Genomic DNA, 22,057 nt, shown 5'->3' on the forward strand with positions numbered 1-22,057 from the left:
GGAGACCTACGCCCGGCAGGTCAGCGAGGGCGACCCCTACCACCGCACCGTCGCCTCGGCCCACGTCGGCCCGCCTTGGTCGGTGACATCGGTCCCCCGCCCACGCATGGCCCGTCCGGTGCCGGCCGCCGCGCCGGCCTTGGCCGTCGGGTCGGCGCCGAACAGGTCATCGAACAGCGTGCTCATGGTGGCCCAACCCTACGTCCCCGTGGTGACACCCAGTGGCACGCCACAGGTCGCGGGTCAGTCGCCACACAGGCTCGGGCCAGGCCGCCCGACAGGCTCGGGTCACGTCGCAGCTCAGGTCGCGTCGTTCGCCGTCCGCGAGCATGAACCCACCCACGCCGGTGACATGACGTGCGACATGACCGCTGCGACCGGCGCGCGAGATGACCGCTGCGACCGGCGCGACCGGATTGATGCAGTCCGACCCCAACTCGAACCCACCGTTCGCGCGAGGATGGCGGTGTGACCGATGCGACCCTTTCCCACGACTTCAGGATCCGCGAGGCGATCCCGGCCGACATCGACGACCTCATCCGGCTCGTGCACGACCTCGCGGTCTACGAGAGACAACCAGCCGCCGCGACCGCGACCCCCGACCACTTCCGCGACGCCCTCTTCCCCACGGACGGCCAGCCGACGGCATACGCGCATGTGGCCGAGCGGCAGGAGCGCGTCGTCGGGATGGCGATCTGGTTCGTCAGCTTCTCGACGTGGACCGGCAGGCACGGGATCTGGCTCGAGGACCTCTTCGTCGAGCCGCGCCAGCGTGGCCTTGGGATCGGCACGGCCTTCCTCGTCCGGCTCGCCCAGGTCTCCCGGGACCGCGGCTGGACGCGGCTCGAGTGGTGCGTCCTCGACTGGAACACCCCCTCGATCGACTTCTACCGCTCCCAGGGCGCGGTCGCCCAGGACCAGTGGACGACCTTCCGCGTCGACGGCGCCGCGCTCGCCCGGCTGGCCGGCTCGTAGGGTGCCGGCCTACCCAGCGGAGCGCCGCTCCCCCTCGAGGTAGCGCAGCAGCCCCGCCCCGGCCAGGCCGGCAGCGGCGCTGAGCACCTGCACGGCCCGAGCGGTCGCGTCCCCCGGAACGGCTTCCCCGAGCAGCAGCACCCCGGCGACGACCGCGGCCACCGGCTCGGCGATCGTCATCGCCGCGAGCGGGGGCCCGATCTGCGCCGCCTGCAGGCCCTGCTGAGTGCGAAGCAGCGCGAGCAGGCCGACAGCTGCTAATGCCGGCACCGCCCAGACGAGGACGGACAGGTTCGACCCGGCGAAGGACCGGGAGACCGTCGCGAGCAGCGCCGCGTTGAGCCCGTTGAGCAGCCCGCCGCTCGTGGCGAGGGCGACGAACCGCCAGTCGCGGCGACGTGCGAGCAGCGCGCAGACCGCGTCGACCGCGACGGCGACCACCACCAGCACGATCCCTTGCACTCCGGTCAGCGCGGGCCGGCCACCGGTCGTGTGGGTCGCCAGCAGGAAGCCCGCGCCACCACCGGCGCACAGCAGTGCGGCGCCGATCTCGTCGAGCCGGATCCGGCGCTTGTCGATGGCAGCCGTCATCGGCAGCGCCATGGGCAGTCCGGCAAGCCGCACCGGCGCGACGACGAGGATCGGCACATACGCCAGGGCGACGGCCTGTAGCCCGACGCCGACCGCGTTGAGCACGCCACCGGCCAGCCACAGTGGTCGGCGGACGAGGCGCAGCAGCAGCCAGGCGTCGTGGCGTGGGTCCGCTCGTGCGGCCAGGTGCTGGAACACCGAGCACCCGGCGAATGCCGCGGCCGACCCCAGCGCGCAGAGGAGGCCGACGAGCACGTGCGATGCCTACCACATCGGGGGCGCGCGGGCCCACGGTCGATCGTCGTAGGGTGCGGGCATGGCTACAACGAGCACCGCCAGCGCCGTCGTCGTCAGCAGCCCCGGAGGCGGGGACGTCCTGCGGGTGCAGGAGGTCGAGGTGCCCCCGCCCGCGCCAGGCGAGGTGCAGGTCGAGCTGGCCGCCGCAGGCGTCAACTTCATCGACGTGTACAAGCGTCAGGGCGTCTACCCGATGCCGACGCCGTTCGTGCTCGGCGAGGAAGGCGCCGGCACCGTCACGGCAGTCGGCGAGGGCGTCACCGGCTTCGCGGTCGGCGACCGTGTCGCCTGGGCTCAGGCGGCGGGCAGCGAGGCGTCCGTGCTCAACCGGCAGGCGGACAGCCTGGTGCAGGTTCCTCAGGGCGTCAACCTCGAGACCGCCGCCGCGGCCATGCTCCAGGGCCTGACCGCCCACTACCTGGTCACCTCGACCTATCCCGCCGCGTCGGGCGACATCGCGCTCGTCCACGCCGCGGCTGGCGGGGTCGGCCAGCTCCTCGTCCAGCTGCTCACCGCCAAGGGTGTGACCGTCATCGCGACCGCCGGCTCCGAGGCAAAGCTCGAGATCGCCCGCCGGCGCGGCGCGGCGCAGGCCATCGACTACGGGCAGACCGACGACCTTGCCGCCGCGGTGCGCCAGGCTGCCGGGCGTGGCGTCGACGTGGCCTACGACGGGGTTGGCAAGGCGACCTTCGACGCATCCCTCGCCTCGCTGCGGCCGCGCGGCATGCTCGTGCTCTTCGGGGGCGCGAGCGGGCAGGTGCCGCCGTTCGACCTGCAGCGGCTCAACCGCGGTGGCTCGCTCTTCGTCACGCGCCCCACCCTCGGGCACTACGTCCGGACACGCGCGGAGCTCGAGTGGCGGGCCGGCGAGGTCCTCGGCGCGATCGCGGACGGCTCCCTCGACATCGAGATCGGCGGACGTTACCCCTTCGACGAGGTGGCCGCCGCGTACGCCGCGCTCGAGGGCCGACAGACCACCGGAAAGGTCATCCTCGTCCCGAGCCCCTGAGCTGTGTCAGGCTGGGGTGATGAGCGACCCGAACGCACCGATCAGTCCTGACACGCTGTCCCGCACCGAGGGCCTGCAGGGGTGGCGGCAGGTCGGCGACGCCCTCGTGACAGTCCTGCCCACGGGAGAGTTCTCCCGAGGCGCTGCTCTGCTGCCCGAGATCGCCCGGGTCGCCGACGAGCTGGGCCACCACCCGGACGTCGACGTGCGCTACGGCCAGGTCGTGATCCGCACGACGAGCCACGACGTGGGCCACCTCACCTCGCGTGACGTCGAGCTCGCCTGCCGGATCACCCAGACGGCGAGCGACGCCGGCATCCAGGCCCAGGCGCCCGGCGCCGATCACGGATGAACCGGGCTCTATTCCGCCACAAGCGGATCTGGACCGGGTCGCCCGAACAGCCTTGGGTCGAGGCCTTGCTCGTCGAGGACGGTCGTGTTGTCGAGGTCGGGGCGGGTGCCCTGACAGCCGGTGCCGCCCGCGTGGTCGACCTCCCCGGCGCCGTCGTGGTCCCCGGCCTGCACGACGCGCACCTGCACACGGGGTGGCTCGCCGAGGAGTCGGTCGCGGTGGACCTTCGCGAGACGCGCTCGCTCGCGGAGGCGCTCACGCTCATCGAGGGGTATGCCGCCCACCTGGCTCCCGGCGCCGACGTGCGGGGTGGTCGGTGGAACCGGAACCGTTGGGCCGGCCCAGGCCCCGACCGCCGGTCGCTCGACTCGGTCACCGGTGGCCGGGTCGCGGTCCTGCCCAGCGTCGACGGCCACTCGGTGTGGGCCAACTCGGCCGCGCTCGCCGCGGCCGGCGTCACCAGGGACACGCCGGACCCCGTCGGCGGCGAGATCGAGCGGGGAGCCGACGGGGAGCCGTCCGGGCTGCTCTTCGACGACGCCATCGACCTGCTGCCGAAGCCGGAAGTGGACGCGGCGGCGCTGCGACGGGCGCTCGAGACGGTCCAGCGCGACCTGCTCGCCGTCGGTCTCACCGCGATCACGGACATCGACGGTGAGGATGTGCTGGCTGCCTACATCGCGATGCACCAGTCCGGTGCGCTGCGCCTGCGGGTCGCCAAGTGCATCCGCGACGGTGATCTCGAGGCGGCCGTCGGCGAGGGACGCCGCGCCGGGGCCGGAGACGACCGACTCCGGGTCGGCCCGGTCAAGTTCTTCGCCGACGGCGCCCTCGGGTCGCGCACGGCGCACCTGACCCAGCCGTACCTCGGACAGGACTCGTGCGGTCTCGCGGTGACCCCGTATCCGCTTCTCCTGCAACGGATCCGGATGGCACTCGAGGCCGGGCTGGACGTGTGCACGCACGCGATCGGCGATGCGGCGAACCGGGCGGTCCTCGACGCCTACGCGCAGCTGCGCCCTGTCTTCCCCGACGCGATCCTGCGGGTCGAGCACGCGCAGCACGTGCTGCCCGACGAGGTGGCACGGTTTGCCCGGCTGCGGGTGGTCGCGTCGATGCAGCCGACCCACTGCACCACCGACCATGACGTCGTCGACTCGGTCATCGGGCCCCGGCCGCTGAAGTCGTATGCCTGGCGCTCGATGCTCGACGCCGGCGTCGACCTCGCGTTCGGCTCGGATGCGCCGGTCGAGGAGCCGAACCCGTTCCATGCCCTCCATGCCGCCGTGACGCGCCAGCGTGCGGACTCCTCCCCGCTAGGTGGGTGGCAGCCGGCCGAGCGGATCCGCCTCGCCGAGGCCCTCCACGCCCACACAGTCGGCAGCTGGCAGGCCGTGCGGCGGCGCGACGTCGGTCGTCTCGTCCCGGGCCAGCTCGCCGACCTGGTCTGCCTGGACCGCGACCTGTGGCAGCTCGAGCACGCCGACCCGGCCGCGATCCGCGACACCGTGGTCGAGCAGACCTGGGTGGGCGGGAAGCTCGAGCACGAGCGCGACTGAGCAGGCCGACGCAACCCGGCTGAGCGGCATACCAGAGGTGTCGGTGCGGACGACCATTGGTTCAGATGGACAGTTGCGCGCCACCGATGTCGTGCTCAGCCAGCCCGCGCCAGGGTCAGCGGTCAGAGGAATGGTCGTCCGTGGGCACGAGTGCCTCGAAGGCCCGCCACGACGGGGTCAACGCCAGGTCGTGGAGCTGGTCGGGCGGCACCCAGCGGGCGTCCCCGGTCGTCCCACCCACGTCGTGGATGACGGGGTCGGTCGGGTCCGGGCAGTCGGCCCGGTAGACGAGCCGGATGGCATGGAAGTCCTCGACGGCACGGGAGGGGGCGCGACCGATCCAGTGCGAGGACTGGATCGCGACCAGGGCCCCGAGCCGGACCCGCTGCCCCGTCTCCTCCCAGACCTCCCGGAGCACGCCCTCGGCCGGCGTCTCGCCCGGCTCGAGTCCGCCACCGGGCAGGCCCCATTGTCCCGAAACGTGCGTCTGCGCCGTGAACTTCGTCAGCAGCACACCTTTGCCGGTGACGACGAGCGCGTACGCCGCCACCCGCTGATGGGGCTCTCCCGTCAGGTGTGCGGACACGTCCGGGTCGCGACGAACCTCTTCGAGGCGAGGCGGTATGCCGCTCAGCGGGCTGACCCGGTAGGCGAGCTCGATCGCACCGTCCCTCGCGACGACGGCTGACAGGGGGGTCTGTACGATCCAGCCCGCGGAGTGCAGCAGCGACTCCGGATGCTGGCCGTGGGCGATCCGGCCCAGGCTCACAGGGGCGCCCCGGTCGGGCGCGGCCACGACGCGGACCCCACCGGGGACGTTCGTCCTCACCTGCGGGCCTTGACCAGCCTGGCCAGGGCTTGAGCGCGCTCGTACTCGGCGACGGCGAGGGCGGCCACGTTCGGCCAGTCCTGGCTCGGCGGGCGCGCGATGTTCCGGGCACGCATGCGCTCGACGGCCGAGCGGTCGCCGGCCAGGGCCGCGATGACCTCGGCCATCTCGATGTCGCCGTCGACGATGCGTCCTCCGATGCCGTCCGTGACGAACTCGCCGACGCCCGAGCCCCGCCGACCGATGACGGGCAAGCCGGCGGTGCGTGCCTCGAGGGCAGCGATCCCGAACGACTCGAGCCGGGAAGGCGAGAGGTAGAGGTCTGCGGCGGCGTACCGCCCGGGCAGCTCGTCCCGAGGCACCCGGCCGGGCAGGTGGACCCAGTCGAGGTCGTGCCCATGCAGCCGCGCCTCGACCCGGCGCCGCTCCGGCCCCTCGCCGAGGATCGTCAGGTCCAGTGAGCCTGGCCCGGCGAGGTCGGCCGCACGCCGTACCAGGTCGAGGAGGGCCACCGGGCGCTTGCGGGGCGCGAGACGCATCGCGGTGACGAGTCGCAATGGTCCCGACGAGCCGCCGCGTCCCGTCGTCGCCTGCGGGGGGCGCCAGCGGGCGACGTCGATGCCGTTCGGCAGCACACTGACCTCGCCTGCCTCGCCGACGATCCGACGCAGCGGCTCCGCAGCGGCTCCAGAGACCGCAGACATCGCGACGCCCCGGCCTGCCCAACCACGCACGAACCGGGCCGCCCGGAAGAGACCCGCGGCCGGGCCGAGCATGCAGTGCCACGTCAGCGCGGTCGGCAACCCGAGCGCGACGGTCATCCGCGTGCAGTCCCAGGCGAAAGGGCTCACCACTCCGGTCTGCACGTGCGCCACGTCGAAGCCGCCTGCGACGAGGCGCCGTCGCAGCTCTCGCGGCGCGGCCGGGTTGACCGGCAGCTCCCAGGGCAGCCGGATCGCGAGCCGGTGCACCGGGATACCGTCGACGACGGTGACCTGCCCATGGACCTCGCCGCGCGGGCCGGGCGTGGCGGTGAACACCTCGACGTGGTGCCCGAGCGTGACGAGGTGGCCGGCGAGGTCGTGCGTCTGGACCTCGATCCCACCCAGGCGCGGCAGATAACAGTCGCTGAGCAGCGCCACCTTCACGAGGTCCACTCTGTCATGCGCCAAGATGGATGCACGTATGCCGCACACCTTGCTCGCCTTCCACGCGCACCCTGACGACGAGGCCCTCCTCACGTCGGGGACGATGGCACGCGCGGCCGCCGAGGGGCACCGGGTCGTCCTCGTGGTCGCGACCGACGGCGGCGAAGGGCTCGCCTCTGCCAAGTACACCGCGGAGAGCCTCGCGACCCGCAGGATGGACGAGCTCGAGACGAGTGCACGCGCCCTGGGGGTCGCCCGGGTCGAGTACCTCGGCTACGCCGACAGCGGGCTCGGCCCCCGGGCCCTGCCCGACCCGCCGAGGAGGACCCGGTTCGTCCGGGCCGACACCCATGAAGCCGCCGCAAGGCTCGCGACGATACTCGCCGAGGAGGCGGCCGATGTCCTGCTCACCTATGACCCCAACGGCGGCTACGGGCATCCGGACCACATCAAGGCCCACGAGGTGGGGATGCGCGCCGCTGCACTGGCCGGCACCCGGCGTGTCCTGCAGGCGACAGTCCCACGTGACGCGATCTGCCGCGCGATAGACCTCGCGGCGAAGGTCTACCGCTTTCCGCCCGAGTTCGACCGCGGCTCCTTCGATCGGGCCTTCTCGGCACGACGAGACATCACGCACCGCATCAACGTCCGTCGCCACATCACCGCCAAGCGGGCCTCGATGCGCGCGCATGCCTCGCAGGCGAGCTCAGACGGTGGCGCTGATCGCACCCTCGCGGCGTTCCTCCGGATCCCCCGCCCGCTGTTCGACCTCGTCTTCGGGACCGAGTGGTACGTCGATGCCACGGCGGAGGCTCACGGGAGCTGCACTCTCGATCACGACAAGCGCACTCTCGATCACGACAAGCGCACTCTCGATGGGGAGAAGCGCACTCTCGATCACGACAAGCGCACTCTCGATGGGGAGAAGCGCACTCTCGATGGGGAGGAGTGCACTCTCGATGGGGAGGAGTGCACTCTCGATCAGGGCGGGAAGGCGGCGACGCGGAGGTCCGTGCGGTCGCGCAACCCGGTGGGCGGCATCCGGCGGGACGTCTTCGAGGGGCTCGCGTGACGCGGCCGTCCGAGACGACCCGGGCTGCGTCCCCCGGGCGGTCGGTGCTCTGGCGCGTCGTACAGTTCGTCGTCGGAATCGGCTTGGCCGTGTTCCTGCTCTGGTGGGGGCTGCCGAAGGTCGCGCACACGACGTGGCCCGAGGTGTGGCACCTGCTCTCCCAGCTGCAGTTCTCGACCGTCGTCGGCCTGACCGTCCTGATGGTCTCCGGGTTGTGGCTCGTGACGTTCCTGTACACAGGCTCGCTCAAGGGGCTCGGGCACCTGCAGGCGATGATCGTCAACGCGTGCGGCAGCTCCATCGGCAACCTGCTGCCCGGCGGTGGCGCGGCGGGTGTCGTCGTGACCTACAAGCAGCTGCGCTCCTGGGGGTTCCTGCGCCGCGACATCTCGACGATGATCATCGTCACCGGGGTGTGGAACGTCCTCGCCCGGGTGGCGCTGCCCGTCGTCGGCATCCTGGCCATCATCATCGGCATCGGTGGCCTCAACCCCCTTGTCGCACAAGCGGCGATCCTCGGGGCGCTGATCGGCGTCGCTGTCGTCGTGGCGTTCTGGGGCGCGCTCGCGTCGGAGTCCTTTGCGCACAAGCTCGGTCGCTGGCTCATGAAGGTGACCAAGCCGCTGAGGCGCAGGCGCAAGAAGGAGGTCGACCTCGAGTTCGCGATCACCGACCTGCGCCGGCGGATCATCGAGATCGTCCGCTACGGCTGGCTCGAGATGACCTACGGCCTCGTCGGGTTCTTCGGGGTCTACTACATCCTGTTCTGGTTCTGCCTGAACTCGATGGGCGTGCAGATGCCCTTCGCGTACATGTTCGGCGCCTACACGGTGGGTCGGCTGCTCACGGCCGTCGGGATCACCCCGGGTGGGCTGGGTGTCACCGAGGCCGGCACGGCCGCGGTGCTCGTCGGGTGGGGCGCCGATCCTGCCCAGGCGACGGCTGGGGTGGTGCTCTTCTCGCTCTTCACGCACTTCTTCGAGGTGCCGCTCGGCGTCGTCGGCTGGGTGATCTGGTGGTTCAGCCCGAAGACCGAGCCGAGCGACGCCGAACCGGACCGCGCCGCTGGGGACGCCGATGCACCCCGCGGAAGCGGGCCGCACGCCCGAGCCGTCTCCCCGGAATCCTCTTAACCCGCTCATCCCAACTCTCATCCCAGCTCAGGGGTGGCCGATGCGGGTAACCGGGCCTACAGTCGCAAGGGTGGGTCGCGTCGAGGACGCGCAGAGAGTCGGTCTCTCGTCGTGGGTTCACCACACTGACGAGGAGGCGTATCCGTGTCGGAGCCGTACGCACGAGGCCCACAGTCATCCCAGCCCTCACTCGCTCCGCTGCTGCCAGGTGGCGAGCCCATCGAGGGTCTGCTGCGCCGTGCCCAGTTCTTCACCCCGGGCACCCCGAGCAGTGACCATCGTGAGGTCCACCGGCGTGATACCCGCAGCGCCGAGGCGTTCTACCGGGACCGCTGGCGCCATGACAAGGAGGTCCGCTCGACCCATGGCGTGAACTGCACGGGATCCTGCTCGTGGAAGGTCTACGTCAAGGACGGGCTCATCACGTGGGAGACCCAGCAGACCGACTATCCGTCGGTCGGGCCGGACTCACCGGAGTACGAGCCGCGCGGCTGCCCCCGGGGTGCCTCCTTCTCGTGGTACACCTACTCGCCGTCGCGCGTGAAGGTGCCGTACATCCGCAGCCCACTGCTCGACGTCTGGCGCGAGACCCGGTCGCGGGTGGCCGACCCCGTGCAGGCCTGGGCGGAGATCGTCGCCGACCCCGAGCGTGTCGCCCGGTACAAGAGCATGCGTGGGCGCGGGGGATTCGTGCGTTCGACCTGGAGCGAGGCCATCGAGATCATGGCCGCGGCGCACGTGCACACCATCAAGGAGTACGGCCCGGACCGGGTCGCCGGCTTCTCCCCGATCCCGGCCATGTCACAGGTGTCGTACTCCGCGGGGACCCGGTTCCTGTCCCTCATCGGCGGCACGATCCTCTCGTTCTACGACTGGTACGCCGACATGCCGATCGCCTCGCCGCAGGTCTTCGGCGACCAGACCGACGTGCCCGAGTCCGGCGACTGGTGGAACGCGGCCTATCTCATCATCTGGGGGACCAACCTGCCGATCACCCGCACCCCCGACGCCCACTTCATGACCGAGGCCCGCTACCACGGGCAGAAGGTCGTGGTCGTCTCCCCCGACTACTCCGACCACACGAAGTTCGCGGACGACTGGCTGCCGGCCGCTCCCGGGACCGACGCCGCGCTGGCGATGGCGATGGGCCATGTCGTGCTCACGGAGTTCTTCCGCGACCGGCAGACGCCCTACTTCACCGACTACGTCAAGCGCTACACCGACCTGCCCTTCCTCGTGACGCTGAAGGAGCACGACGACTGCTACCTGCCGGACCGGTTCCTCACCGCAGCCGACCTGGGCACGGCGGGTGGCGGCGACGAGCAGGACGCCAGCGGTGTCGAGGGCGCCGCGCACAAGACGGTCATGCTCGACGCCGCGACCGGCGAGCCGCGCGTGCCCAACGGGTCCATCGGTTTCCGGTGGACCCCGTCGGGAGCGGGCCGGTGGAACCTCGACCTCGGGCAGGTCGACCCGATGCTGACCCTCTACGGACACCACGACGACGCCGTCGAGATCGACCTGCCCCGCTTCGACGCCGGGCCGACCGAGGGCGGGTCGAGCATCCGGCGCGGCGTACCGGTCAGGCGTGTCGGAGGCCGACTCGTCACCACGGTCTTCGACCTGCTCATGGCCCAGTACGCCGTACCGCGGGACGGGCTGCCCGGGCAGTGGCCGAGCGGGTACGACGACCTCTCGCCCTACACCCCGGCGTGGCAGGAGCAGATCACGTCAGTGCCGGCTGCAGCGGCGACCCGGGTGGCCCGCGAGTTCGCCCGCACCGCAGAGCTGTCCAAGGGCCGCGCAATGATCGCGATGGGAGCCGGTACCAACCACTGGTTCCACTCCGACCTGATCTACCGCACGTTCTTCACGCTCGTCATGCTGTGCGGCTGCGAGGGCGTCAACGGCGGCGGCTGGGCCCACTACGTCGGGCAGGAGAAGGTCCGCCCGCTCACCGGCTTCCAGCAGATCGCGTTCGCGCTCGACTGGCAGCGGCCACCGCGCCATATGACCGGCACGTCGTACTTCTACGTCCATTCGGACCAGTGGCGCTACGAGGCCTTCGGGCCGAGCGAGCTCGCGAGCCCGCTCGGGACGGGACGCTTCGCGGGGCGGACCTTCGTCGACTGTCTCGCCTCCGCCAGCCGGATGGGCTGGACCCCGTCCCACCCCTACTTCAGCCGCAACCCGCTCGACGTCGCCGACGAGGCGGCGGCAGCCGGCCGGCCCGTCGCCGAGCACGTCGTCGACGAGCTGAGGTCCGGACGGCTGCGCAGCGCAGCCGAGGACCCGGACGACCCGGCGAACTTCCCCCGGGTGATGACGGTCTGGCGGGCCAACCTGCTCGGCTCGTCCGGCAAGGGCATGGAGTACTTCATGCGCCACCTGCTCGGGATCGACGATGCGGTCCGCGCGCAGGAGTCACCCGAGAGCCTGCGGCCGGCTGAAGTCGTCTGGCGCGACGAGGCGCCCCGGGCCAAGCTCGACCTCGTCACGACGCTCGACTTCCGGATGACCAGCACGTGCAGCTACTCCGACATCGTGCTGCCCGCAGCGACCTGGTACGAGAAGCACGACATCTCCACGACCGACATGCACCCGTTCGTGCACTCCTTCAACCCGGCGATCGCCCCACCGTGGGAGGCCCGCACCGACTTCGACGCGTTCACCACGCTGGCCCGCGAGTTCTCCCGGCTGGCCGCCACCCACCTCGGGACGCGCAGCGACGTCATGGCCATCCCGCTCATGCACGACAGCCCGGACGAATTGGCCCAACCGGGCGGCGTGGCGCTCGACTGGGGGGCTGGGGAGTGCGACCCGGTGCCCGGCGTGACGATGCCCAAGATCATCACGGTCGAACGCGACTACGCCGCGGTCGCCGACAAGATGGCGGCCCTCGGCCCGCTCGTCTCGTCTGTCGGCACGGGGGTCAAGGGCGTCAGCTGGGTCCCGACCGAGGCGGTCGACCTGCTCGGCCGCAGCAACGGCGTCATGCACGGAGGCATCGCCGACGGGCGGCCCCGGCTCAGCCGAGACGTCCACCTCGCCGAAGCGATCCTCACCCTGTCCGGCACCACCAACGGGCAGGTCGCCGTCCAGGGCTGGCGGGCCCTCGAGGCGCAGACCGGCACGCAGCTGGCCGACCTGGCCGAGGAGCGCTCCGGCGACCGGATCAGCTTCACCGACACCCAGACCCAGCCTCGGGCGGTCATCACGTCACCGGAGTGGTCCGGCAGCGAGGCCGGCGGCCGCCGCTATGCGCCGTTCGTCGTCAACGTCGAACGGAACAAGCCGTGGCACACCCTCACCGGGCGGATGCAGTTCTTCCTCGACCACGACTGGATCCACGAGTACGGCGAGGCCCTGCCGACCTACCGTCCGCCGCTCGACTACGCCCGCCACTTCGGCGAGCAGGGCGTCGGCGACGCGGACCGGCCCGAGATCACCGTGCGCTACCTCACCCCGCACTCGAAGTGGTCGATCCACTCGGAGTACCAGGACAACCTGCACATGCTGCGGCTCTTCCGCGGCGGCCCGGTCATCTGGATGAGCCCCGTCGACGCCGAGCGGATCGGCGTGCGCGACAACGACTGGATCGAGGCGTTCAACCGCAACGGTGTCGTCGCCTGCCGGGCCGTGGTCACCCACCGGATGCCGTCCGGGACCGTGTACATGTACCACGCGAAGGACCGCCACCTCATGGTGCCGAAGTCGGAGGTCTCCGGCTGGCACGGCGGTGGCGACAACTCGCTGACCCGGCTCGTCGTCAAGCCGACCCACATGATCGGCGGGTATGCGCAGTTCTCCTACGGCTTCAACTACTACGGCCCGACGGGGCACCAACGGGACGAGATCACCGTGATCCGGCGACGGTCCCAGCAGGTGGAGTACTGACGGCGAGAGAAGAGAGTGGGCCCACGATGAGGCCGATGGCACAGATGGCCATGGTGATGAACCTCGACAAGTGCATCGGGTGCCACACGTGCACGGTGACGTGCAAGCAGGTGTGGACCAACCGCCCGGGCACCGAGTACGTCTACTTCAACAACGTCGAGACCAAACCCGGACTCGGCTACCCGAAGCGTTACGAGGACCAGGAGCAGTGGCACGGCGGCTGGACCCTCGATGCGAAGGGCCGCCTGCAGCTCAAGGCCGGAGGACGACTCAAGAAGCTCCTTTCGATCTTCTACAACCCAGACCTCCCCTCGATCGACGACTACGGCGACCCGTGGACCTACAACTACGGCGACGTCCTGAACGCCCCGCTCGGCACCCACAACCCGAGCGCCCACTCGATCTCCGCGCTCACCGGGCTCGACATGGACATGTCCTGGGGGGCCAACTGGGAGGACGACCTCGCGGGTGCGCCCGAACGAGCGCACCAGGACCCCAACCTGGCCGGCCTGCAGGAGCAGGTCCGGATGGAGTTCGAGCAGGCGTTCATGTTCTACCTGCCGCGGATCTGCGAGCACTGCCTCAACCCGTCGTGTGTCGCCTCCTGCCCGTCAGGGGCAATGTACAAGCGTGAGGAGGACGGCATCGTCCTGGTCGACCAGGACCGCTGCCGCGGCTGGCGGTTCTGCGTCTCGGGCTGTCCCTACAAGAAGGTCTACTTCAACCACCGCACCGGCAAGGCGGAGAAGTGCACCATGTGCTACCCACGGATCGAGGCGGGCCAGCCGACGATCTGCTCCGAGACGTGCGTCGGGCGGCTGCGCTATCTCGGGCTCATGCTCTACGACGCCGACAAGGTGCTCGAAGCCGCGGCGACCCCCGACGAACAGGATCTCTACGAGGCCCAGATGTCCGTCTTCCTCGACCCCGACGACCCCGAGGTGGCCCGCGAAGCCGAGCGCAGCGGCATACCCCATGACTGGATCTCGGCGGCGCGCCGCTCCCCGGTGTACCAGCTCGTCGCGCGGCACCGGGTCGCACTGCCGCTGCACCCGGAGTACCGCACGCTGCCGATGGTCTGGTACATACCGCCGCTGTCGCCGGTCTCGGACATCGTGCACGCGGAGGGGTACGACGACGCGCATCCGGAGCAGGTGTTCGCGACGATCGACTCCCTGCGGATCCCGTTGGAGTACCTCGCCAACCTCTTCACGGCCGGACGGGTCGACACGGTCCGTGACGTGCTGCGCAAGCTCGCGGCCGTCCGCGCCGTCCAGCGTGCCGGGCAGCTCGGCCTGACCACCAAGGACGCGCTGCCGGCGAGCGTCGGCGCGACAACCACCGAGCTCGACGATCTCTATCGTCTGCTCGCGATCGCCAAGTACGACGACCGCTATGTCATCCCAAAGGCGCACGCCGAGGACGCCGGTCGGCTCATGGCCCAGCACGAGCAGCTTTTCTGCAGCCTCGACACGGAGGGGGGCCCGGGGATGGGCGGCGGTGGGCCGGTCGGAGTCGAGCAGTTCCACGCCGGTGTGCGCCCCGGCGGGAGCCACACGTTCCATGACAGCGACGGGCGGGAGCACTTCAACCTGCTCGGCTGGGACGGCAGCGGCTCCGCGCCGAAGCTCTTCCCGGAGGCTGGGACCTCATGAGCACTCGGGCTGTGACGGAACCGCGCCCTGACGACGCCGGCGCGCAGGGTGTCGAGACCGGCCTGCTCACCGGCGCATCGGCGACCTACAAGCTCGCCTCGATCCTGCTCCAGTATCCGACCCAGTCGCTGGTCGAGGGGCTGGACATCCTGGACGCGACGGCGGCGCGCCTGCCGCGCCGGGCGCGAGGCGCGCTGCTGCCGTTCCTCGGCTGGCTGCGACACACCCCGCCGGAGGATGTCGCGGTGCACTACGTCGACACCTTCGACCTGCGGCGCCGGTGCAGCCTCTACCTGACCTACTTCCGCTCCGGCGACACCCGCAACCGCGGCATGGCGATGCTCGCCGTGAAGACCGCCTACCGCGTCGCGGGGCTGAGCCCGTCGGAGGACGAGCTGCCGGACTACCTGCCGCTCGTCCTCGAGTTCGCGGCGATCTCCCCGCGCGGCGAGGCGCTGCTGAGCCAACACCGCGCGGACCTGGAGCTGCTGCGCCGCGGGCTGGACCGGGCCGGGAGCCCGTATGTCGCCATCGTCGACGCCGTCTGCGCCCAGCTGCCCGGGCTGGGCCGGCGCGAGCTCGCGACGGTGACCCGTGCCTGGGAGACCGGCCCGCCCGAGGAGGCCGTCGGGCTCGAGCCGTTCGCCCCACCCGAGTACCTCAGCGGCTATCCCACCGGACAGCAGAGCCCAGCCAGCAGCAGAGGGGATGAGACCAGATGAGCGCCACGTGGGCCTACTTCTGGTGGGTGATCCTGCCGTATATCGCCATGGCCGTGTTCATCATCGGGCACATCTGGCGGTGGCGCTACGACCAGTACGGCTGGACCAGCTACTCGACCGAGTTGCAGGAGCACAAGAGACTCAAGTGGGGGGCACCGCTGTTCCACTACGGCACCTTCGCGGCCATCGGCGGCCACGTCATCGGGATCCTCATCCCGAAGCAGTGGGTCGAGGCGATCGGGATCAACGAGCATGCCTATCACCTCTTCTCGGCTGTCGCGGGCCTGATCGCGGCGGCCCTGGTCATCATCGGAGTCACGATCCTGGCCGCACGCCGGCTCTTCGTCCCCCGGGTGCGCGCCACCACCAGCCCGGTCGACTGGGTGGCCCTCATCCTGCTCGGGATCATGGTCGGTCTCGGCATCGCGACGACCGCGATCAACGCCCCGCTCGGCTTCGACTACCGAGAGACGATCTCGGTCTGGTTCCGCGGGCTGTTCGCCGGCGACGCCAACATCGCCCTCGCCCAGCAGTCACCGGTCATCTTCCAGGTCCACGCGATCGCCGCCTGGCTGCTCTTCCTCATCTGGCCGTTCACCCGCCTCGTGCACGCGTGGAGCTACCCGCTCTGGTACCTGTGGCGGCCGTACGTCGTCTACCGCGCCAAGAAGGCCGGACCACCCGCCGAGTCGGGCACCGGGGGGCGCAAGTGGCGCAAGATCGGGGTGCGCTACTGACCGATGCGGGCTTGCCGTCCCGCCCGACGACCATTGGTCTCAGCGGAACCCGCCGCAGGTTCAGGGCTGCCCGAAGACGACGGCCATGGGGGTCTGCTCCGACCCCTGGCCGAGCGGGTTGTCGGCAAACATCGCCTCGTAACGCTCCTTGGGACCGGGTGCGTCTTTGCCGAGCACGTTGCGGCCGATGTCGTTGGCGTCCATCACGATCGTGCCGCCGAAGCTGTCGTGGTACGGTGCGGGCACCCGCGCGCGGATCGCCGCAGAGAGCCGTGCGGCGACGGCATCGGGGTCCTTGGGGGCGAGCTTGGCCGAGACGTTGGCGGGGTAGACGGAGTACTCGGTCGGGCCGTCGATGGCACGGATGTCGCCACCCACGAGGTCGTAGAACAGACCGCGCCTGCCGACGAGCTTGCCGACCGCTCCCCCGGCCGACGCGTAGAGCACCCGCGGCAGGCCGGCCTCCTGGATCGCGAGCTGCATCGTGAACGGCGAGCCGAGGCCGATCCCGGCCGGAGTGCGCGTCACGTAGCGCGAAAGGACCCGGGCCGGGCGGGAGACCTTGATGTCCCAGACGAAGTAGGACCGGCCCTGGGTGATCGCGACGATCTTCTCGGAGATGAAGAAGTACCAGCGGCCCTTCGTCGCGACCTCGTGGTCGGTCCCGGCCTCGGACAGCCCGGCGAAGAACCGCTCGATGTAGCCGAGGGTCTTCTCGTCGAGGTCGTCCTCGCGTGCGTAGAGCTCGGTGCGCAGCGGGTAGCGACGCACCATCTCGCCCGAGTCCAGCTGCAGGTCAAGGGACTTGCGCGCATTGGGTTCGTAGTCGGTCTTGGGCTGGGTCTGCGCCGTCACCGCATCGTCGGCCAGTTGCTCGTCGAAGTACTCCTGCAACCACAGCTCGAGGTTGACCAGGCGCCAGAACGTCATCGAGTCGACGTCGTTGGTGCCCTTGATCCACCCCTCGAACGCGTGCAGCACCTCGGTCTGGTTGAAGTACGGCCGGCCCGCGAACGACTCGGACAGGAAGATGCCGTAGAAGTGGTTCTTGAGCGTCATGAACCACTCGCCCTGCGGAGTTGTGAAGCCGATCTTGTTGCGGCGCTTACGGATCGAGTCGGGCAGCAGACCGTCGGTGGCGTCGCGCAGGATGCGTTTGTTCCAGCCGTCCTTGATGATCGCCTCGTCCGAGAGCGAGAAGATGAACTTGACGACCTCCTTGTCGAGGAACGGCACGCGCCCCTCGAGGGAGAACCGCATGGTGTTCTTGTCCTCGTAGCGCAGCAGCGACGGCAGGGACCCGACGAAGAGGTCCTCGACGAGGCGCTTCTTGAGGTTGGCACCCTCGACCGAGTAGCGCTCCTGCTGGTGGGCCGCGACGAAGTCGCTCCCGAGCAGCTGCGTCGTCGGGATGTCGCGTCGGCCGCGCAACCGCGCCTTGAGCTTGAACCGGCCGAGCCGGTAGAGCACGTCGAGCGACCTGCTCAGCTCGGCTGCCGCCTTGCCCGCGCCCTTGGCCTTCAGCTGGCGCAGGTAGACGAAGTAGTACGGCACGTAGCCGGCCATCATCTCGTCGGCGCCCTGCCCGTCGAGCAGGACGGTGACGTGCTTGCCCGCCTCGCGCATGACCTGGTACTGGGCGTACGGCCCGCTGGAGATGAGCGGCTCCTCCTGGGTGCGGACGAAGTCGCGCAGGTCCGCCTTGAACTCCGAGGCGGTCGGCTTGATCTTGTGCCCGTCGACGTGGCCGCGGCAGATCTCGAGGACGTCGTCGACGTAGCGCTCCTCGTCGTTGATCGAGTTCGGGAAGACCGCGCTGAACGTGTTCTGTTGCTGCCCAACGGACTCCGTCGTCTTGTCACCGGAGTTGATGAGCCGGTTGATGATCACGGCGACCGCCGACGAGTCGAGCCCGCCGGACAGGGACGTGCCGACCGGTACCTCCGACTGGAGCCGCAACCGGACCGCCTCGGTGAGCCGCTCGCGGTACTCGGCGGTGGCGTCCTCGTCGTAGGGACGCTGCACCCGAGCCAGCTCGAGCAGCTCCTCGCGCAGCCGGGTGAACATGCGCCGCTCGGCGTGACCGTCCTCACCGATCGTCATCGTCTCGCCGGGCTCGAGCCGCTCGATCCCGTCGAAGAAGGTCTCCGGCCCGTCCTCGTGGATCCGGTAGCGCAGGTAGCGGTAGATGGTCCGCTCGTTCGGGGCCTTCTCGTAGTGGCCGGACTGCAGGATCGGCTTGATCTCCGAGGCGAAGAGCCAGGCTCCCCCGCCGGTACCGTCCGGGCCGCCCCCAGCGCAGCGGCATACATAGAGCGGTTTGATCCCGAAGTGGTCGCGCGCGAGCGTCATGGCGCGGCGCTCACGGTCCCAGATCGCCAGGCCGAACATCCCGTTGAAACGGTCGAAGGCCTCCGAGCCCCATGCGGCGAACGCCTCGAGGACGACCTCGGTGTCGCTGTCGGTCCTGAACCTGTGGCCGAGGTCCTCGAGCCGGCCGCGCAGGTCGAGGTAGTTGTAGACCTCGCCGTTGTACGCGATCGTGAAGCGCCCGTCTGCCGTGCTCATCGGCTGTTGCCCGTGCGCCACGTCGATGATCGACAGCCGCCGGTGAGCCAGGCCCCCACGCCCGTGCACGAGGGTCCCCTCGCCGTCCGGGCCGCGGTGGCGCTGGCACTCGTTCATCCGGCGCAGCAGCGCCTCGTCCGCGTCGAAGCCGACGTATCCCGCGATCCCACACATGCGCCCAAGGGTAGTGCCGGTATGCCGCTGGGCTTGCACCCGCACGGCAGCGTGGCCTCACGCAAGACGCTGGACGCCGCCCCCTCCCCATCGAGAGTGCACAAATCCCCATCGAGAGTGCACAAATCCTGATCGAGAGTGCTGTAGTTCTGATCGAGAGTGCTGTAGTTCTGATCGAGGATGGGAAGGACTGCACTCTCGATCACCAGAACTGCACTCTCGATGTTGAGGGGGAGCGCACTCTCGATCACCAGAACTGCACTCTCGATGTCGAGGGGGAGCGCACTCTCGATCACCAGAACTGCACTCTCGATGTCGAGGGGGAGTGCACTCTCGATGTTGAGCGTGGGAACAGGGATGGAGGGGAGGTCACTCCCACTCGATGGTGCCCGGGGGCTTGCTCGTCACGTCGAGCACGACCCGGTTGACCTCGGGCACCTCGTTGGTGATGCGGGTCGAGATGCGGGCCAGCACGTCGTACGGGACCCGGGCCCAGTCTGCGGTCATCGCGTCCTCGGACGCCACCGGGCGCAGCACGACCGGGTGGCCGTAGGTGCGCCCGTCCCCCTGGACGCCCACGGAACGCACGTCGGCGAGCAGCACGACCGGGCACTGCCAGATCTCCCGGTCGAGACCGGCGCTGGTCAGCTCGTCGCGGGCGATCGCGTCGGCGCGGCGCAGGATCGCGAGGCGCTCAGCGTCGACCGAGCCGATGATCCGGATGCCGAGGCCCGGCCCGGGGAAGGGCTGGCGCCACACGATCGCCTCGGGCACGCCGAGCTCGAGGCCGACCTGGCGGACCTCGTCCTTGAAGAGGGTCCGGAGCGGCTCGACGAGCCCGAACCGCAGGTCCTCGGGCAGCCCACCGACGTTGTGGTGGCTCTTGATGTTGGCTGCGCCGTCGCCGCCGCCGGACTCGACGACGTCGGGGTAGAGCGTGCCCTGGACGAGCCACTTGACCGGGTGTTCCGCATCGCCGTCGCCACGATGCCCGCGCGAGACGACGTCACGGGCCGCCTGTTCGAAGACCCGGATGAACTGCTCACCGATGACCTTGCGCTTGCTCTCCGGGTCGGTCACGCCGGCGAGCGCCGAGAGGAACCGCTCCTTGGCGTCCACGACGAGCAGGTCGACACCGGTCGCGGCGACGAAGTCCTTCTCGACCTGCTCGGCCTCGCCCTCACGCAGCAGCCCGTGGTCGACGAAGACGCAGGTCAGCTGGTCGCCGACGGCGCGCTGGACGAGAGCGGCCGCGACGGAGGAGTCGACACCGCCGGAGAGGGCACAGAGCACGCGGTCCGGACCGACCTGCCCGCGGACGCCTGCGACCAGGTCGGCGACGACGTTGCCGGGGGTCCACGACGGTTCGATCCCGGCGCCCTTGTGCAGGAAGTTCTCGAGCACCCGTTGTCCCTGCTCGGAGTGCAGCACCTCGGGATGCCACTGCACGCCGTAGAGGCGCCGGGCGTCGTCCTCGATCGCCGCGACGGGCGTGCCGGCCGTCGACGCGGTCACTCGGGCACCCTCGGGTGCGGCGGTGACCGAGTCGCCGTGCGACATCCAGACGATCTGGCTGGGCGGCTGCCCCTCGAAGAGGGTGGACCCGGTGGTGGCGAGCGTCGCGCCGGTCTTGCCGTACTCGCGCGCACCCGTCCGGGCCACCGTTCCACCGAGCGCCTGCGCCATCGACTGGAAGCCGTAGCACATCCCGAAGACCGGCACGCCCGCCTCCAGCAGCGCAGCGTCGAGCCGTGGCGCCCCCTCCTCGTAGACCGAGCTCGGCCCACCGGAGAGGATGACGGCGGCGGGCTCCTTGGCGAGCAGCTCCCGGACCGGCATCGAGTGCGGCACGACCTCGCTGTAGACCCGCGCCTCACGCACGCGCCGGGCGATCAGCTGGGCGTACTGGGCGCCGAAGTCGACGACGAGCACGGGGTGACGCTGCAGGTCAGCGGGGGTCTCGCTCACGAACGAAGCCTAGCCGCGCGTCCGTGCCATCCGGTATGCCGCCCAGCTGGGACCGCGGCCCCGCGCGGTCCCGCGGTGGGCGGCATACCCACGCGGTGATGCGGCCTCGAGACGTCAGGCGGGCTGGCCGTCCTGCGCCGTGGCCGGGTCGCCGGCGAGGTGGGCCCCTTGCAGCAGAGCGGTCGTCTCCTGGTTGACCCGGTGCTCGGCGACCCATGGCAGGACGGGCACGAACCCGGCGAGCAGGTGCAGGACGATCCGTCTGAGGCCCCACGCGCTCTTGAGGCCGAGGTTGGCGACCGACGCAGCATAGCCCATGTAGATGAAACCGTGGATGTAGCTCCAGTTGCGCGTGAGGAAGTTGTCCATGCCGAAGCCGTACTTCATCACCATCTCGGTGATGAGGATGAACAGGGCGATACCGGCGACGATGGCCATGACGCGGTAGGCCGACAGCGCGGAGCGGATCTGCTTCGACTTGGCCATGTGGGTGGGGTGGGTGCTCACGCGTGGGCTTCTTCCTTCGGTGCAACCGGCTGGCGCTGCGCCAGCCACTCGGCTCTGATGATCTTGGCAAACATCCAGATGGCGAAGAGCCCGAAGACCCACCACTGGATGGCGTAGGCGGCGCTCCGCAGGTTCAGGTGCGACGGCAGGTCGGGTGGCGGCACGCGGGCCAGCCCGGCGGCTGCCGGGTCGAGTGCCGTGCCGCCCACCGACTCGCTCGAGGCGAGCAGGACGACGTTGTAGAGCCGGCCGGGCCACTCGTTGACGAGCGCGGCGAGGTCGATGGCGTGCCGCTGCGGCTCCGGCAGCGCACTGGCGTCCGTCCGGGGGGACTCACCCGGACCGAGCGTACCGAGGACCGTGACTCTGCCGGCCGGCGGCTCGGGAAGCCTCGCCGGCGTCCCGTCGACGAAACCTCGCAGCACGGCGACCGTGCCCTGCGGGGTCTGCAACGGCGTGACGACCCACGAACCGGCCCGGCCGTCCAAGCGGCGGTCGACGACGAGGATCTGGTCGTCGGCGTCATACGTGCCCGTCGCGGAGACCGGGCGGTTCGAGAAGTCGGCCTCGAACGCGGAATGCGGCGCGGTCACCTGCTCGAGCGGCTCACGCTCGAGGCTCGCGGCGGCGGCGACCGCCTCGGCACGGCCCCTGTCCTGGGCCACGCCGAGCTGCCACAGCCCGAGCAGTGTGCAGGCGGTCACGACCACGGCCAGGATCAGGAGCAGCCCGATCCAGCGAGGTCGAACGGGGCCGGCAGACACGCCACAAGCGTAGGTCACCGCCGGCGTTCCAACCGTCCGGCCCTCGGCGGACTGCCTGCTCCCCGCGGATCGGCCCTTAGACTGTCGCACGAACCTG

The 22,057-nt window shown here is 70.4% G+C and carries 17 protein-coding genes and 1 pseudogene; 10 read left to right on the top strand and 8 right to left on the bottom strand.

Annotated elements, in window-relative coordinates; all coding sequences use genetic code 11:
- Positions 1 to 36 precede the first annotated feature (36 nt).
- Positions 37 to 186: a hypothetical protein gene (locus L0H79_RS07260; protein ID WP_301483920.1), complete on the bottom strand. Its 150-nt coding sequence runs from the start codon at positions 184 to 186 to the stop codon at positions 37 to 39.
- A 282-nt stretch (positions 187 to 468) separates the two neighbouring features.
- Between L0H79_RS07260 and L0H79_RS07265 the strand changes: the two genes are divergently transcribed.
- The gene (locus tag L0H79_RS07265; RefSeq protein ID WP_301483921.1) at positions 469 to 975 is read left to right on the top strand and encodes a GNAT family N-acetyltransferase; all 507 of its coding nucleotides are present in this window, start codon (positions 469 to 471) and stop codon (positions 973 to 975) included.
- Between the two features lie 9 nt (positions 976 to 984).
- On the opposite strand, the gene L0H79_RS07270 is transcribed toward L0H79_RS07265, so the two are convergent.
- A complete protein-coding gene (locus L0H79_RS07270) occupies positions 985 to 1,821 on the bottom strand; it encodes a DMT family transporter (protein WP_301483922.1) in 837 nt (278 codons plus the stop codon).
- A 61-nt stretch (positions 1,822 to 1,882) separates the two neighbouring features.
- On the opposite strand from L0H79_RS07270, the gene L0H79_RS07275 reads away from it, so the two are divergent.
- From L0H79_RS07275 to L0H79_RS07285, 3 genes are read left to right on the top strand one after another with little or no spacing between them, the layout of a single operon-like run.
- Positions 1,883 to 2,875 (top strand): quinone oxidoreductase, encoded by a 993-nt coding sequence (locus L0H79_RS07275; protein WP_301483923.1) that lies wholly within the window; start codon positions 1,883 to 1,885, stop codon positions 2,873 to 2,875.
- Between the two features lie 19 nt (positions 2,876 to 2,894).
- Complete coding sequence (locus L0H79_RS07280; protein ID WP_301483924.1) at positions 2,895 to 3,227, top strand: 4a-hydroxytetrahydrobiopterin dehydratase; 333 nt, start codon at positions 2,895 to 2,897, stop codon at positions 3,225 to 3,227.
- Complete coding sequence (locus L0H79_RS07285; RefSeq protein WP_301483925.1) at positions 3,224 to 4,786, top strand: amidohydrolase; 1,563 nt, start codon at positions 3,224 to 3,226, stop codon at positions 4,784 to 4,786. The genes L0H79_RS07280 and L0H79_RS07285 overlap by 4 nt, the downstream gene beginning before the upstream one ends.
- Positions 4,787 to 4,901: 115 nt before the next feature.
- On the opposite strand, the gene L0H79_RS07290 is transcribed toward L0H79_RS07285, so the two are convergent.
- Together L0H79_RS07290 and L0H79_RS07295 are read right to left on the bottom strand one after the other, a co-directional pair.
- The gene (locus tag L0H79_RS07290) at positions 4,902 to 5,615 is read right to left on the bottom strand and encodes an NUDIX hydrolase (protein ID WP_301483926.1); all 714 of its coding nucleotides are present in this window, start codon (positions 5,613 to 5,615) and stop codon (positions 4,902 to 4,904) included.
- Positions 5,612 to 6,763, bottom strand: a complete 1,152-nt coding sequence (locus tag L0H79_RS07295) for a glycosyltransferase family 4 protein (protein WP_301483927.1) — start codon at positions 6,761 to 6,763, stop codon at positions 5,612 to 5,614. Before L0H79_RS07295 ends, L0H79_RS07290 begins: the two co-directional genes overlap by 4 nt.
- A gap of 37 nt (positions 6,764 to 6,800) precedes the next feature.
- Here L0H79_RS07295 and L0H79_RS07300 point away from each other — a divergent pair.
- The 6 genes and pseudogenes from L0H79_RS07300 to narI all read left to right on the top strand — a co-directional run.
- Positions 6,801 to 7,568 (top strand): annotated as a pseudogene (locus L0H79_RS07300) (PIG-L deacetylase family protein); the annotation flags it as partial.
- Between the two features lie 263 nt (positions 7,569 to 7,831).
- Positions 7,832 to 8,968, top strand: coding sequence for a lysylphosphatidylglycerol synthase transmembrane domain-containing protein (locus L0H79_RS07305; protein ID WP_301483928.1), 1,137 nt, complete (start codon positions 7,832 to 7,834; stop codon positions 8,966 to 8,968).
- Between the two features lie 144 nt (positions 8,969 to 9,112).
- Positions 9,113 to 12,865: a nitrate reductase subunit alpha gene (locus tag L0H79_RS07310; protein WP_301483929.1), complete on the top strand. Its 3,753-nt coding sequence runs from the start codon at positions 9,113 to 9,115 to the stop codon at positions 12,863 to 12,865.
- 26 nt (positions 12,866 to 12,891) lie between these two features.
- Entirely contained in the window at positions 12,892 to 14,520 is a 1,629-nt protein-coding gene (gene narH / locus L0H79_RS07315) for a nitrate reductase subunit beta (protein WP_301483930.1), read from the top strand.
- Positions 14,517 to 15,242, top strand: coding sequence for a nitrate reductase molybdenum cofactor assembly chaperone (narJ, locus tag L0H79_RS07320; RefSeq protein ID WP_301483931.1), 726 nt, complete (start codon positions 14,517 to 14,519; stop codon positions 15,240 to 15,242). Before narH ends, narJ begins: the two co-directional genes overlap by 4 nt.
- Positions 15,239 to 15,979, top strand: coding sequence for a respiratory nitrate reductase subunit gamma (gene narI / locus L0H79_RS07325; RefSeq protein WP_301483932.1), 741 nt, complete (start codon positions 15,239 to 15,241; stop codon positions 15,977 to 15,979). The genes narJ and narI overlap by 4 nt, the downstream gene beginning before the upstream one ends.
- Before the next feature lie 60 nt (positions 15,980 to 16,039).
- On the opposite strand, the gene asnB is transcribed toward narI, so the two are convergent.
- From asnB to L0H79_RS07345, 4 genes are all read right to left on the bottom strand, one after another.
- Entirely contained in the window at positions 16,040 to 18,721 is a 2,682-nt protein-coding gene (gene asnB / locus L0H79_RS07330; protein ID WP_301483933.1) for an asparagine synthase (glutamine-hydrolyzing), read from the bottom strand.
- Between the two features lie 369 nt (positions 18,722 to 19,090).
- Entirely contained in the window at positions 19,091 to 20,689 is a 1,599-nt protein-coding gene (gene guaA / locus L0H79_RS07335; RefSeq protein ID WP_301483934.1) for a glutamine-hydrolyzing GMP synthase, read from the bottom strand.
- Positions 20,690 to 20,803: 114 nt separating this feature from the next.
- Positions 20,804 to 21,196: a DUF3817 domain-containing protein gene (locus L0H79_RS07340; RefSeq protein WP_301483935.1), complete on the bottom strand. Its 393-nt coding sequence runs from the start codon at positions 21,194 to 21,196 to the stop codon at positions 20,804 to 20,806.
- Entirely contained in the window at positions 21,193 to 21,960 is a 768-nt protein-coding gene (locus L0H79_RS07345) for an SURF1 family protein (protein WP_301483936.1), read from the bottom strand. The genes L0H79_RS07340 and L0H79_RS07345 overlap by 4 nt, the downstream gene beginning before the upstream one ends.
- Positions 21,961 to 22,057 lie beyond the last annotated feature (97 nt).

Origin of the sequence: Intrasporangium sp. (assembly GCF_030452765.1) — a bacterium.
Classification (GTDB): domain Bacteria; phylum Actinomycetota; class Actinomycetes; order Actinomycetales; family Dermatophilaceae; genus Intrasporangium_A.